Origin of the sequence: Ferrimonas marina, assembly GCF_900129905.1 — a bacterium.
GTDB lineage: Bacteria > Pseudomonadota > Gammaproteobacteria > Enterobacterales > Shewanellaceae > Ferrimonas > Ferrimonas marina.
This window is the reverse complement of record NZ_FQXG01000003.1, coordinates 127,367-141,342: the sequence shown is the minus strand read 5'-3', so window position 1 is coordinate 141,342 and position 13,976 is coordinate 127,367. Positions and strand designations below refer to the sequence as shown.

General features: G+C 53.8%; 11 protein-coding genes. 5 read left to right on the top strand and 6 right to left on the bottom strand.

Features of this window, described 5'->3' with window-relative positions:
- The first annotated feature begins 802 nt into the window (after positions 1-802).
- The 3 genes from BUC04_RS23580 (at position 803) to BUC04_RS07620 (ending at position 3,273) form a co-directional block, all read left to right on the top strand.
- Positions 803-1,879, top strand: a complete 1,077-nt coding sequence (locus BUC04_RS23580; RefSeq protein WP_143165586.1) for a hypothetical protein — start codon at positions 803-805, stop codon at positions 1,877-1,879.
- 3 nt (positions 1,880-1,882) lie between these two features.
- On the top strand, positions 1,883-2,485 hold the full coding sequence (locus BUC04_RS07625) for a hypothetical protein (protein ID WP_067665594.1): 603 nt from the start codon (positions 1,883-1,885) through the stop codon (positions 2,483-2,485).
- A 65-nt stretch (positions 2,486-2,550) separates the two neighbouring features.
- Positions 2,551-3,273 carry a hypothetical protein gene (locus BUC04_RS07620; RefSeq protein ID WP_067665591.1) on the top strand — a complete coding sequence of 241 codons (723 nt, stop codon included), beginning with the start codon at positions 2,551-2,553 and terminating at the stop codon, positions 3,271-3,273.
- Positions 3,274-3,291: 18 nt separating this feature from the next.
- Here the strand turns inward: BUC04_RS07620 and BUC04_RS07615 are convergent, their stop codons facing one another.
- Positions 3,292-5,349, bottom strand: coding sequence for an ATP-dependent DNA helicase (locus BUC04_RS07615; RefSeq protein WP_159437668.1), 2,058 nt, complete (start codon positions 5,347-5,349; stop codon positions 3,292-3,294).
- 287 nt (positions 5,350-5,636) lie between these two features.
- Between BUC04_RS07615 and BUC04_RS07610 the strand changes: the two genes are divergently transcribed.
- Positions 5,637-6,416: a hypothetical protein gene (locus tag BUC04_RS07610; RefSeq protein ID WP_067665586.1), complete on the top strand. Its 780-nt coding sequence runs from the start codon at positions 5,637-5,639 to the stop codon at positions 6,414-6,416.
- Positions 6,417-6,453: 37 nt separating this feature from the next.
- Here BUC04_RS07610 and BUC04_RS07605 read toward each other — a convergent pair whose 3' ends face one another.
- A complete protein-coding gene (locus BUC04_RS07605; RefSeq protein WP_067665583.1) occupies positions 6,454-7,782 on the bottom strand; it encodes a hypothetical protein in 1,329 nt (442 codons plus the stop codon).
- Between the two features lie 96 nt (positions 7,783-7,878).
- On the opposite strand from BUC04_RS07605, the gene BUC04_RS07600 reads away from it, so the two are divergent.
- Entirely contained in the window at positions 7,879-8,931 is a 1,053-nt protein-coding gene (locus BUC04_RS07600) for a thioredoxin fold domain-containing protein (RefSeq protein ID WP_067665581.1), read from the top strand.
- Between the two features lie 31 nt (positions 8,932-8,962).
- Here the strand turns inward: BUC04_RS07600 and BUC04_RS07595 are convergent, their stop codons facing one another.
- The 4 genes from BUC04_RS07595 to BUC04_RS07580 form a co-directional block, all read right to left on the bottom strand.
- Positions 8,963-9,358: a TraR/DksA family transcriptional regulator gene (locus BUC04_RS07595; RefSeq protein WP_067665578.1), complete on the bottom strand. Its 396-nt coding sequence runs from the start codon at positions 9,356-9,358 to the stop codon at positions 8,963-8,965.
- A gap of 73 nt (positions 9,359-9,431) precedes the next feature.
- Positions 9,432-10,547 carry a cell division protein FtsZ gene (gene ftsZ / locus BUC04_RS07590; RefSeq protein ID WP_067665575.1) on the bottom strand — a complete coding sequence of 372 codons (1,116 nt, stop codon included), beginning with the start codon at positions 10,545-10,547 and terminating at the stop codon, positions 9,432-9,434.
- Positions 10,548-10,787: 240 nt separating this feature from the next.
- Positions 10,788-11,963 carry a ParB N-terminal domain-containing protein gene (locus tag BUC04_RS07585; protein ID WP_143165585.1) on the bottom strand — a complete coding sequence of 392 codons (1,176 nt, stop codon included), beginning with the start codon at positions 11,961-11,963 and terminating at the stop codon, positions 10,788-10,790.
- A gap of 11 nt (positions 11,964-11,974) precedes the next feature.
- A complete protein-coding gene (locus BUC04_RS07580) occupies positions 11,975-13,309 on the bottom strand; it encodes a ParA family protein (protein WP_067665570.1) in 1,335 nt (444 codons plus the stop codon).
- Between the last annotated feature and the right edge of the window lie 667 nt (positions 13,310-13,976).

Genomic DNA, 13,976 nt, shown 5'->3' with positions numbered 1-13,976 from the left:
CCTGCTCAATCACGGCCCTCAGAGCGGCTCCCCTTAACTGTTCAGCGACCAGGAACCAGGTAGACGTGTCCGTGTGCAATGCAACGTGTCCAGACATGCTTTGCACCAGCAGATACCGCGCCCCCCTCAACGCACCCACCCACTCAGAATCACCCCTGGCTTCATGGCAGCGAATCGACGAGCCGATCAGTGACGCCTCCCCCCCGATCTTCCCAATCACTGAACCGGGCGCAGGACTGGTAGACACGTCTGGTGATCCGCTGAGGCTCAGTGCCTCGCCTGCAGCCTGCTCTAGAAAGGGCCTGAGTTTCGCCACCCCCCTACCCAGCGCGCCACCGGGCGGCGAAGCCAACAGAGATTCTAGGCTTGAGTACCGACCAACCAAGCGCTTGATGGTCTGCGGACCGATAGGCGGCTCTTCTCCTTCGCTGTGACGATATGCAGAAACTGCGAGCTCAAGTTGCAGAGCAACCTTTTCACCACTCAACCTGGGGATCTCCCGGACATCAGCGCCGTCCATGTACCACACGTCGACAGTCACGTTCGCCGCTACCTCTGGCACCGCGGTGACCAACAGATCGAAAACCGGCTCCTGCTCCCCGGCAGCGGCAGGACCTGATCGAACCAGCTCAAACGACTCGGCCCCCACCAACGCAGAGACCGCCTGGCACAGATGGAGCTCACCATCAGCGCCGCCACCAGATAATCCCAGGCCAGGGCACAGACCAGCATGTGGACTTATCCGCATTAATATCACCACCTTTGATACGATAATTGCACCGACGGATACAGGCGCAGACCATTGAAACCACTCAGCGAGAAACTGCTGGCAAGAGCGTTTACAACCATCCCGCCGAGTTGGCGGCACTTCTCAAGCTCGTTACGGGCTGAACGCCAAGAGCCCTCTGGGATCAAGGTTACCAACCTCCGAACCCAAAGATCGGCTTTAGCCGGCAAAGCAGTGATTGTTTCGAGCGTGGCAGCAGCTTTACCTGGGATCACCAAACTGGTTCCACTTGGCCCCAACGTTACGAGTGATGTCGTCGCGGTTCCCTCTCGCTCCAAGCAAGGCGAATACCGCCTATCCGCTAGAGAACCGCACTTACACGGATTACAGGTCTCCCCGGGCGCCAGGGTTGGCGATCACACGGTAACCACAATCAATGGCGATGGTGACCTGTCTCTGGACAATGGATCTGTCATCAAATGCGTCCCGCCACTGTTTTCGCATAACCTGAGTGTCTTCAACGATCCTGACGACCAGGGCGTCTATCCAGCTGTTCTGCGTGTTGACTCCATTGCCGAACCATCACTTGGTGAGGAGCATCGCATGAGCTTCAAGCCCGCGGTAAAGCCAAACCACCCAGGTGTCTTGACGCAAAAAATTTCAGGCGCGGGATCCCGTGAACATACACAGGAAGTGATGGTAGGCAAGCTCTGGCCAGGCACCAATGACACCAGCATTCTTGCTCAGTTCAGAAGCCCTGCCATCGCAGCCCGGGAAGCCAACCTGGTCGCTTTATTGCGCGCCAGCGATCTGATTAAGCAAGCGGCATTGGGTACCAAAGTTCCTGATGAGCTGATTTATCATTGTCTGTATCAAGCACAAGCATCGGGGCAGGAAGCGCACCCACAGGTCTATGACCTCGAGGCAGTCCTTCGCTCCGTTGTCGGTGCTCTCGGGCCCTTCTTTGGCCGTAAAGAGCAGACCCTGAGCCATCTGCACATAGCGCAGGCCATAACAGGCGCCCGCGGCTTAAGCACACGGTTGGCGACAGAATCCGACGTCAAACTAGCTCTGCAGAACATTCGGAAGAGCTGGCCTTCGAAAGTGCGCTACCAAGTCGCCCCAGGCAGTGTCTTTTTTAAATTGAGGTAACACATGCAGGTTAACCAACTCATCCTCGCAGCAAGTCTGGCGCTGCCTAGCCCCAGTCAATCCCCGGAACTGACCGCGGTCTCAGAAGCCGTAACGGATCAGTTGGCCACCGACGCAGCAGTCACACTGCTCAACAGCCTAACGAAGAGTGACCCTGCGTACTGGGCACATCGCCTCAACAGCCATGCACAGTGGCGAGAGATCCTGGTGTTTCGATCCACTGGCAGCTTGGACCTGACGCTCTCGCACTGGCCTGAGCCAAACCCGCGCTCAAGATCCCTCTTCCTGGGCGATCTTGAGTATGTCTTCGAATCCATCGACACCAGCGAGCATAGTGAGCCAGTAGGCTCTGAAGCCAGGATGGTGATGGGGCTTCCGCCCATTGGTCAGGATGGTGTCCCAATGAGGGTTTGCAGACTTTCCGATTCAAGCAACGCCCCCTACCTTGAGATCACCGAAGCGGAGCACGTAAAGCTCCATCAGCGGCACGGCGTGCCCTTCGATCCTAAGCTGTGCCTGCAGGGCAGTTTCGCTCGCGACTACTGGAAAGACCGGATCAGGCAAGCAGTGGATGTCAGTGGGTACATATCTGACGCTCATAATTAAGTGGTCAAATTCCCCACAGCGCACCGCATCGCTTTGGTAACATCAATCAAAAAGAACCTATCGCTATGGCTGCCAATATTGCACTTGTGACAGACAATACCCCCACACGGGAATCTCTCCGCGAGGCTGCACAGTCCGCGGATTGGAAGACCCTACCTGACATCGTGTCTGAGGCCACCCGGGTTCCACCTGGCGCCGCCCTTCACCGTCATACGACCCACATCACCCACAAGAAGGCTGATGCAAGGCGCCTTGGTTACAGCACCCTGAAGGGCTTTGTTGAGCACTGCCTTGGGATTGACTGGAAAGAATTCAGCCGGCTGGCTGAGGCGCGCAGTATCCAACTACGCTTCCACGTTGCCGCTACCGAGGCAAAACAAGTGATGGCCCTGTACCGCGACGTGTGTCGCACTTTAAAAAGGCCCCCGCTAGATGCACAGGAGTTTCACTCTGTTGTGCAAGGGCACCTACGCCAGCAGCGAGACAATTTTGCAAAGGAAAATGGGCTTCTAAGAATCAAACTTGCTGAGAAGCCCACTGCGACTGCCCGTGAAGCCGAAGCTCTGGACCTGGCCAAGCACTTTGAGACTGAACTGAAGGATGCTAACAACACCATCAATGAGCTCGAGGGCGTCTATGCCCGTGATCAACTGCGGATCGGCCGCCTGAAAGAGGTTGGTCGGAACTACCGCGACAAAGCACAATCCCTAAGCAAAGAGCGCAAGCAACTGCTTTACGCTCTTGGTGGCATGTTCGTCCTGGTTGGTGCCCTGCTCGCCTTCAGCTGAACCCTGCGCCAGCCTACGTTAGGCTGGCGTGAGCCCTGCCTGCCCCACCCCAAAGCTCAAGCCGTCTGTGAGATTGGACTTCTCTGAAATCAACCGCTCAATGACATTCTGAGAGCCGATCACCCTTAGGCTTTTTCTCGCCCCGGATACTACTGAACACAGCACTCCTCGGTTGAAGGAATCAGAGTGCTGAGCGTGAACGGCAAGCATCACGTTATCGACCTGATTTCCGGCGAAGCGGTGTGGTGTGGTTGCGTAACCAAGCTGGAATGCCGAGGCCAGCACTTTACCCGGGATCTCAATCCGCCTGTTACCATCGCCCAGCAAGTATGTATCCCCATCCCCGGTAGCCCGAAGCAGTTCCCACTTCTCGCCAAAAGTGATGCCGGTTTCTTTGTTGCTTCGAATGCAGTAGACCGGGTCCCCAGCCTTGGCCATGACCCTCTTACCGTCAATAAGCAACAAGTCTTCGCCGTTGGGATTGATGACCTTCTGCGCCTCACGGTTAAGTGATGCCTGGCCGACACTCCCCATATTCTGGGGAACAATGATGTGAGAGCCCAGAACATTGCCATCCGCTGCAACCTGCTCCTTTAAAGCCTTGATCACACCATCTCGGATTTTGGTGTCTTGATACTCGTTGTTCCACGTGCAACCTGGAAGATCAGCACCTGGCAACCCACCACCGGCTCTTAGATCTTGCTCAACCCGGGTAAGCCCAGATGATGCCTCTGGCCTGGCCGGTTCTTCGAGTTTAGAGGAGGGCAAGCCTGAGCGCTGCACCATTGCCTTGAATGGCCGGCCAGGAGATACCGGCCCGAGCCCGTGCTCATCACCTGCTAGGACCACCCTACAACTAGGCCCTACAGTTTCAAGCAAAGCTGTCAACTGAGGTGTTGTCAGGGCATTGCTGTCCGTGACGATAAGGACCCCGGATTCTTGAACCTTAGCGTCCTTCCGGTACCTGTGGCCGTGCCCCATGCCTGGTCGCCACAACAACCTGGAATGCGGGCTAGTAACGTGCAAGCCATCAACATCTCTAGCAAGTTTTCCGACGGTTGGCTTCAAAGGTGACACCACCTCTACCGGGCCAGCCCCAACGTCCTCAGCAATTTGCTTCAAAGCGACGATAGCTCTGGGTAATGCACCCGGACCAGACACATTCCATAGCGAGATCCCCTGCCCAACGGCGCAACCCAGTGCCTCTCGCAAAGAGGGGTCTTCACCGGCACTCCTGCTGATTGACGCCCTTGCCCTGTCAGAGAGGCCAAGCTTTTTGTTGCGCTCTGTAACCGCGGAAACCAATTGCTGCTCTTGCTCCTGAACCATTATCCGGCTAACGACTGACTTCCCTGATTCACCCCTTACAGTCCGGAAGCCTGCGACGCCGCCCCTGCTCTGCAGCATGCTGCGAATCTCATCTTTATCCAAGCTTGGGCACTGCTTTGTTACTGCGTTTAGGACACGCCGCTCGCTTACGGCGGTAGAACCATCCGCCTGCAGAACACTGACGCACTCGGCTATAGAAAGCCGAGCAATTCTTGGATCGTCAGGCCTCATGTCCATGCCGTCTCGCACTAGAGCAGGCAGATAATCTTCCAATGTCGCGTCTTTTAGCGGGGCAAGCAACAGCGGGTTTTCAACGGCATCCAAGATGTCCTCTTTGGACCAGCTATTGATCAGCTTACCGGCCAACTTAGTTGAGATCCCTGCCTGCCTCATGTGGGCATAGAGTTCTGCCTGCTCTGCGTTGTCGCTAACCGCTTTCGCCACCTCACGGATATGCTTCACCGGCAAACCACTGATTTTCTGCAGCCCATCAAAGTCTTCTGCATCGAGATAGGCATTGAAGTTGCCTGGCATGAAACCGAAGAAGCCCTTGCCGATTCGGTTTAGTTTTCGGTTGCGGCGGAAGACTATACCCTCGAGGTATTCAATTTTGTAACCGAGCCCCGCCCCAAAGGTTAGCTGCGCAGATTCCGGCGTCGCGGTGTACCCTCCGTCTCCCTCAGCCAGAGCACCAGCAAACTCGATATAGTGGTACTTTTGCCACCCCTTCCCCTTGTCGATGAACATAGTGATGTCACCAGAGAGGTCCTTTACGTTGCCATCCAAAGCGTTTGGGTTGGCCACCCTTAGCGTTAGCACCTTTCGAGTAGGATCTTTTTTAGATGAGCGTTCGCGGATGATCTGAAATCTTGCTCTAGCAGTAATCATTGTTCAATCTCATGGGGTCGACCCTTTAATTATACACCTTGGCCATGTTCTCAAACCCAACGCCAACACACCGGCACCATATCCGCCTCAAGCTGGGGTAGACTGAGGTATGTTGATGTCCTTAATTTTGTTTTCCAGGAGCTGTAATGAAAGTTCTGCACGCCCTGATTTTTGGTGCGCTGGTAGTAACCACGCCATTATCAGCCGAACCCGCCACCTCTGAGTCCCACTTCCAGACGGCGGTATCAACCTACATGGGAGTGGCCAACCTGCAACGAGCTGCAGACGAAGGTGACATGGATGCGCTGTATGCGATCTACCTCATGCACCGGGATGACCTAAGCCCCCTCGCGACACCCCACAAGGCCAACGGCATCAAAGCCAAGCTCATCAGGGCGAACCACAAACCCACAGTGGAGCGTGAATCGCTTGAGCTATTAGGCATGAAGTCATTTACCGATGAGCTCGACTGGCACGGATCCCGGAAACAACGCGATGGACTAAAGCTCGCTAAACGCCTTGCTGATCACGGGTACACCCCAGCGCGATTCTTTACCGCCCTGAACCATACCGAAGAGAGGGTCCCCGGTGCCTACCGTGTACAAGGAATCGTGGAAATGCGCCGACTGGCTGGTGAACAGTACCCGCCGGCTCGCAAGTACGTTTCTGAAAAAACCCGGATCCCATACGGGCTCACCCTGGATCAAATCACTGAAGACGTCCGGTCAGGAAAGCCCTCAGCCATGGTGATCCTAGGCGACCTGCTTCACGAGGGCTGGGTCCTCCCTGAGAACCGCCCAGAAGCACAACGGCTTTATGCCTACGCCAGCCAACTTGGCTACAAGGAAGCAGAGAGCCGCGTCCGGAAGGAGACCGGCTTCTTCGCCCGACAATGGAAGAAGCTAAAACACCTCTCATTCTTCTAAAGCATCAATCAAAAACGGCGCCCAAGGGCGCCGTTTCTTAGCTCTCGACCAACTGACCTTTCCGCCGACCCTTCGAGACCAAGTATTGCCAAGCCTGGCTGCTAATAAGGGCACCCCCGTCGACCTGCCCCAACACTCCGAGTATCGCCTGCTCAAAGTCACCGGCCAGCAGCGGTTCGTTATGCCAGCCAAATTCGCTTTGTACCATTAGGTCTAAGCACCCTGCCCCACCATCAACCGCAAGCTTAATAAGCCAAGCCCAGCGGCGGCTAAGTGGGGACCTATCAGGCAATACGCTTTGACCCTCTCCTGCAGCGCCATAAGGATACTCCTGCCCCGCCCTCCCGGTTGCCGTGGCCGTTTTCATTAGATCAACTAATTCCGAGGTCAGCTTTTTGCGCTCTGCAGCACTGAGATTGGCCCCAAACTTCCGATACGCACTGGTGACCATGCCAGGCAATTCCTTGGGCGTGTCCCCCAGCCATAGTGGCCTACCCGAGTGCACCTGCGCCATGTCGTAAAGGAAACTCACAACCGACTGCCAATCAACGTCCTTACCGAATCGGTCTACCTCAGCGCCAGTCACACCCAACGCAAACGCATGACGATGACCAGACTCGGCCATCGCCTCAATCCTGCTTGCGTGACGTCTCTGCATTGATTCTTTGTCCCAACCAGCCTCAGAAGCCCTGTAAAGCCGTCTGGGGACAATCGTCATAGATGGGTGCATTATGACGCCGGAATCTCTCCTGACCTTTCTGGGGCGTCCAGAGGGGGTCTTTATGCGCTTGAAACTGGACAAGGCATCTGGAGACAGCACCTCACCGTCAAATACCTCGAAAACCGGCGGTATCGAACTGGCCTCCTGGTGGCTCGGCAAGAAGTACGAGCGAGACAGGTTGCCGCAACTGGTATCTGAGCCGATTTCTGCAGCGACCCCTGCATAGAGTGTCTGCCACCTGCCCGCCTCAACCGGGGCAGACAACGGCAGGACCAAACGGTACTTGTCCGGACTTTCGGTCGTTCTGGAGAAGGTTGAGTACAGCAGGCGTTGATACCGGCCCAGAACCTTGTTGGCTCTTTCCAACGCGCCAGGCTCATCGAGATCCAATACCAACATCGTCATCGCCGACACATTGCCCTCGTGCCGGTAGGTCACCCCATCGCCTGAGGGCCTATCCTGCGGGACCAGAACATCGACCAAGGCGATGGGGAGAAACACAGAGCCGGCTTTCTTTTCCTTCAGAGGCACACTTGATGAAAAACGCTCGATCAAACCCTCCCACGTCAACTCCACGGCGCCGTCCTGCAAATCAGTCAGGCTATCCGCGAACAACGAAGGCAACTCCACTAGCTGATAAAACATCAAACCTACCCAGCCCAGGCAATATAATTATTGGATGAAGCAGTCTCCTGGCATCCCGTCAGGTGGCCGCAGTTCCCGCTTCGTTACAGGACAATTATGACAAAGAAAGATCTTATTTGGCTGTCGTGCTTTGCAGCCGGCGTGGCAGCTGGACACTTCGGTACGAAATCGAGTGATCCTGAACCGCTCTCTGCAGTGCTTGAACCAGCACCGGTAGAAATCAAAGAAGCCCTAGAGGCTTACCCAGTGGTCATCATTGGTGTTCGCAATACCCCCTTTGGGCTGACGGAGGTGGCAACTGACAAAGGGGTTGTCTACCTCGACCAAAGCAACACCATCGGGATCTGGGGCCATGCCCAAGCTCTTTCCACTGGGCGAAACCTATCGGCCCCAGCGCTAGGTGAAATGGCAAGGTTTAATGCCATGGCAAAGTACCGCTCCCCAGGCGAAGCCGTGAAACTGCCGATACGCGAAGCAGGCATTAATCAGATTCCAGCAAACCAGGCGCCGAACCAACGAGTTGCTGAGCAGATTGCCTCCATTCGAACGGCTCCCCAGATCGACCCCAAATCAGCCGTGGAAAAGCTGAAACCAGCTCCAAAGGAAAACCTCACTGCTATCCCCAAGATTGGGTTCGCACCCGATGGCAGTGTTCTTTCCAAATCCGAGACTGAAGTCCAAGTACAGTCCCTCTTCTCCAAGCTGGATGACAGCTGGGTTGTCACCTACCCAGCAGTCGGTGAGGAGAAAGCTCAGGTTGCCGTTTTCCATAGCCACACTTGCGGCTACTGCAGGAGGCTCCACGCTGACTTGGACAAGATCACGGCTGCGGGTGTAACTGTCAAAATGCTGTTCTACCCCCGCAGCGGACATGCAGACGAAAATCAGCAAATGCTCAGCGCCTGGTGTGCACCAGATCAAACAGCTGGCCTGAATGCCCTGTACCGTAACACCCGGTTGAACCATGCCTGTGAGAGCCTTCCTGAGGACGTCAGGCAACAACGTCATCCCAACCCTATCCATCAACACCAATGGCTAGGCCAGGTGTTTGGTGTACCCAGGTATGGGACGCCAACAGTATTCACCTCAGAGGGCCAGGTGTTCTCAGGCTATCGAAACCTGAGGGACTTCCTAGCCAAGGTGCTATAGCCGAAAAAAAGGGGCCCCATGGGCCCCTTTCCTATGCGTGTCGATGTATTCGCTGGAACTTCTCTTGTGCCTGCTTACAGTCGACACAAAGCGTGGTCGTGGGCGCGATCTTAAGCCGCTTAAACGGGATGTCGACATCGCACTCCGAACAATAGCCCAGCTCCCCCAACTCATCGATACGGCCTAGCGCTCGCTGAGCCGCCCGGATTGCCTGCTTTTCTCGATCAATGTCTGCCAGGGTCTCTGTGCGCTGATTGTTTGCATCAGCCGCATCCACCGCATCCGAGAAAGAACCGTCGATCTGCGTAAAAATGCCTTCTAGCACCTTCACCCGGTTCTGGCCGGAGGTGATGATGTTTTGCAAATCGCTATAAATAATACGCACCTGATCAGCGCTCAGGTGCGATTCAATGTCTGTCGGATTCATCCTAACTACCGTTATTATTGTTCTTTTAAATCTGGGGCCCTCTGGGCCCCATCTTGCTGGATTCTCTGCACCTCTACGGGCGCTGACTCTTCAGGAATGACGGGCCTGGTATATCAGGCATCACAGAGGGCTTTTCAACGCCCTGGCCCTGACGTGTTGCTGTCATGGCCCCTCTGCTCTCCAGCGATACATCCGGATGCTCTTCCATCGTCAACGACTTGCGATACGGAGATTCGAGCCCGGTTGCCACCACGGTTACCTTCAGCCCGTCTTCATCTTCGAGGTCGTCACTAACAACAGAGCCAATTTTGATAGTAGCATTCCTGTCAGCCTTCTCTCGGATCATCTGGCCGATCTCATCGAACTCCATCAGCCCCAAGTCACGACATGTGATATTGACCAGAACCCCCTTCGCCCCGCTGAGATCAACGTCTTCCAGCAGAGGGCTGCTAATTGCTGCCTGGCACGCGAGTCGGGCCCGATCCTCGCCGCTTGCGTATCCGGTCCCCATCATGCTCATCCCATACTTGGTCATGACGGTTTTTACGTCGGAAAAGTCGACGTTCATGAAACCGGTCCGGGTAACCAGGTCGGAAATGCCGGTGACCGCACCACAAAGAACGCTGTTAGCCTCTTTGAATGCGTCCACCAGGGTGCACTTCTTATCCATCACTTTCATGATCTTGTCGTTAGGCAGCACGATAAGAGAGTCGACCACCTCGCCCAGCTTACGCAGGCCTTCTTCAGCCAACTGGCGCTTTTCATCGCCTTCAAAGCTGAACGGTTTGGTAACAACAGCCACAGTCAGAATGTTCTTTTCACGAGCCAGCTTGGCCACAACCGGAGCAGCGCCTGTACCGGTACCACCACCCATGCCAGCCGCAATGAAGACCATCGACGCGCCCTCTAGTTGACGCTCGATCTCATCGCGGTTCTCTTCAGCGGCGATCTTACCCACATCCGGGTTGCACCCTGCCCCGCGGCCACGGGTAGTCTGCTGGCCAATCAGCACACGATTGTCCACCTGGCATTTGGTAAGCACCTGGTTGTCTGTGTTGATAGCACTGAAGGTCACACCATGGATTTTCTCTGCCACCATATGGCCGAGCGCGTTGTTACCCGCACCGCCAACGCCAACGACCTTAATCCTGGAGTCGTGTACTGTTTCGTCGTTTTGAATCTCGAACATTGCATACCACCTGAGAACGTTGTCTTGCCAACTCAGATATGGCTATGGCGAACCCACGACCATGGTTTGGCTTATCAGTTTGAACTCATAGTAAGTGGCGATAATAACAACTTCAAGCAACACTGGGCGCCTTCTAATACCGCCATGGGCCGCAAATATATATAATAATACTTACGTAACACCCTGCGGACTTATATACAAAAAAGGCGCCTCATGGGCGCCTTTTGCTATTTTCCTTTCTTACTCAACGTCATCCGACTGTGCGGCGTTGAGGAATGCTTTGATCTTCGAAGCCAAGGCACCGTTCCCCTCCGGGATGTGCAAGATTACAGACTCATCGGATTGCTCGAGCATGCGGATGGGCTCATCACCGGTATGCAAACTCTCCGAAGTCCAAACTTCCTTGCCCTTCAGTTTCTTTCGCTTTGGAGCACCAGGTGACTTGGGCGTCTCTACACCTGAGCCCTTCAGCTTCTCGATACCAGCCTGGCCCTTCACAGCTGTCTCAAGAATCTTCATAGCATCGCCAGAATCATGAGGGTCAAGGCCGGGTTTGAGTTTACAAACCTCGCTGATGAAGGAACTCAGCGCCTCTGGACCACCCACATCCTCAATTTTTTTGACGAGCCCGCGAAAGCGGTACCGCTTGACGGTTTGAAGACCAGGCAGATCCTGCTCGAACAGTCCTTTGTGATCTTGAACAAGCGGCATGTAGGTCCGGATGTCCGCATCACCGGTCTTATGATCCTTCAAGTAATCAGCAATCACGCCATTGTAGTCGTTATCAATCATCGCCCTTTGCTGAACCCCGCGGTCCCATTCGGACAATCCTTCTTGACTGTTCTCGACCTCTCGCTTCTTTCGGAACTCTTTTGCGTTATTTACCCGCTCAATCAAGGCCCGAATATGTTTCCAATTTAGGTCTTTGGCAATCTCAAATCGGTTTTCACCGGCAATCAACTGTAGCTCACTAATCCCGTTTTCATCAGGATCCGTTACGTTTAGATCAATGGGCTTGTCATTACGATTACTTTGCTCCATTGAACGTTTGTTAATGTTAAACGTACTGTGCTCATCTGCTCTAGCCTTAACCCAGTATGCCTCCGACCGGTTTGGGCAATCAGGAGTAACAACCTTCGAGATGAGTTCAAGCGGCACGTCAGTAACAACGCCCTCAAAATACTCAAACTCTACCCCATCTTTCAATCGCACTTTGATAGGCTTAGCGTGCCTTTCATTCTCCCTCTGCAACTCATCGACTTGCTGTTGGAGGTTTTGTATTTTGTCGAGGTTTTCCTGTTGGGCTTGCCCTGCTAAGACAGTTACCCCACCGCCTCCACTGCCACGGCGGGCCGGCCTCCGGGCGTTACGGCCTTCAAAATCTTTGCTTCTGCTGTTTTGTCCTTGTTCACTCATAACACCCCCCATTAACCCGGATACTTACCGTTTTTGCCTGTTTTCTTACCGTCATGACCTAATCTGCTAAATGATGGCCAAAGCTCCTCAATTCCCTCTTTAAAAATGCCCATGAAAAGATCTTCACAATTCTCAATGGCGCGAGAAACAGATGCCTTAGTTCCAAACACCTCACTATGCTTAACTGGAAGCTCAAAGATGTTTAGCCGATTTTCATGCGCAGCCTTCACACACTGTGAACGCAGCATGTAAGGCTTATGGTACTCATTCTTCTTAAAGAGCTTTTCCATGTCGCCTACTACCGTCTTGTCGTTGTGACCACTATCAAAATTCGTGATTACCAGTTTCGTGCTAATCACGTCAGCCCCCTCTTCCAAGACATTTTGTTTCATGAATGCCTCAACCTGCTGGCGATTGATCAGGCAAAACTCTGCGATCGATGAGAAGTTCCAGCCGTCAGGGTTTGCTGCAATAGTAATGGTGTCAGCTGACATCACTGAGAGGCCTGGGATGTTTGTAAAAGATGGTGGAGTATCCATCACGATATAATCGTAGCCCAGGTCATCCTTCAGCTTTCTGGCGATCATGTTGATTCGGCGGATTAGGTCTGTCGAGTAGACAACAGGGTAACCGGGACGAGGAACCATTAAGGACTCCATTCCTCTTGATGCTGCGATTACTCGAAGATTCGGCCAGGAGGTTAGTCTTAGGAAGTATTGCTCTAACTCGCTATCTAGGAAGTCAGAATACTCTTTATCAGACATCTTCTTCTCGCCTTCCTGTTCAGGCCATAGAAGCGTCCCAATGTTTTCTTTTCCACTTTGGACTATGTCGTACAGCAGTTCTTCGCCTTCACCAAATGTTTGCTCAGTTGTGGATCCCTGAGGATCGAAGTCCACAAGCACGACCTTGAAACCCATTTTTGCTGCGTAAACACCGGAAGTTGTTGTGAGTGTAGTTTTCCCCGCCCCGCCCTTGGGTCCAAGGACGGCCATCACTCGGCCAACTTCACCAGCCACCCGATCCAATTTGGGGTACGCAGAAAAGTGTTGTCGCGCCTGCCAAATTTGCCAAGAGTTAAACAAACGGTCCGTTCGCGCGCCGGCTTGCTTGGAACTAGCATCAATATCACCAGCTTTAAGTGCATTTTTGATATCAACTTCTGACACTGAGATTAATGCACTGACTTCCTTCAGGGTAAGCCTGACAAGGTTGTCTTTTATGCAAAACTTCCCACCAATCTCAAATATCGGGTCACCTTCCCAACGAGTCTTGTCATAAGTACATTCTTGGAAATCACCCGTCTTTTCTTCAATACCCAGTAAGCTGGTAAGCAAGTTCTTCATCAAAATCCCTTATCATTACGTGATTCTGATGAGCAAGATACCAGTGTCTCCGAGAGTCATCAAGCGAAGATGCTGATCTTTCTCACATTAGTTGCAACTATGCCTTCCTAATATCCAGATCCGGTCGGGGTACCACTCCCCCACCCCCACTCCTAATCACCACTATTTTCTTGCCCGCCCCAGCCCGTAGCAAATCAAATAAGACTCTTCTCAAAAGCAACGCAGAAGATTTCAAGCTCTAAGATTTATCGACCCTCACAAGCTACGAATTCCCTGCGCTCATTGCCATTCACCTACAGGGCTTCACACGTTTCGATGTAATGCTGGCTTGTTGCAGGGCCAGGCCCAAACACACGATGGCTGTATCGATTCGATACACCGTCCTACTAACTACGCCGAGCCGTTCTTTTCGGCTCCAGCCCCGAAGGCCAGAAGTATCGAATCGATAAAGAGGACCACTGTGCCTTACTGATATAGCCAGGCCCTTCTCATCGCTCGTATCGGATCGATACACCAGCCCCACTCCTCAGCCTGTATCGAACCGATACACTAGCCCTACTCCTCAGCCCGTAACGAACCGACACACTAGCCCAACTCCTCACCCTGTATCGAACCGATACTGCTGCCCTGCCCCAACCTGTATCGAACCGATACACCTGCCCCGCTC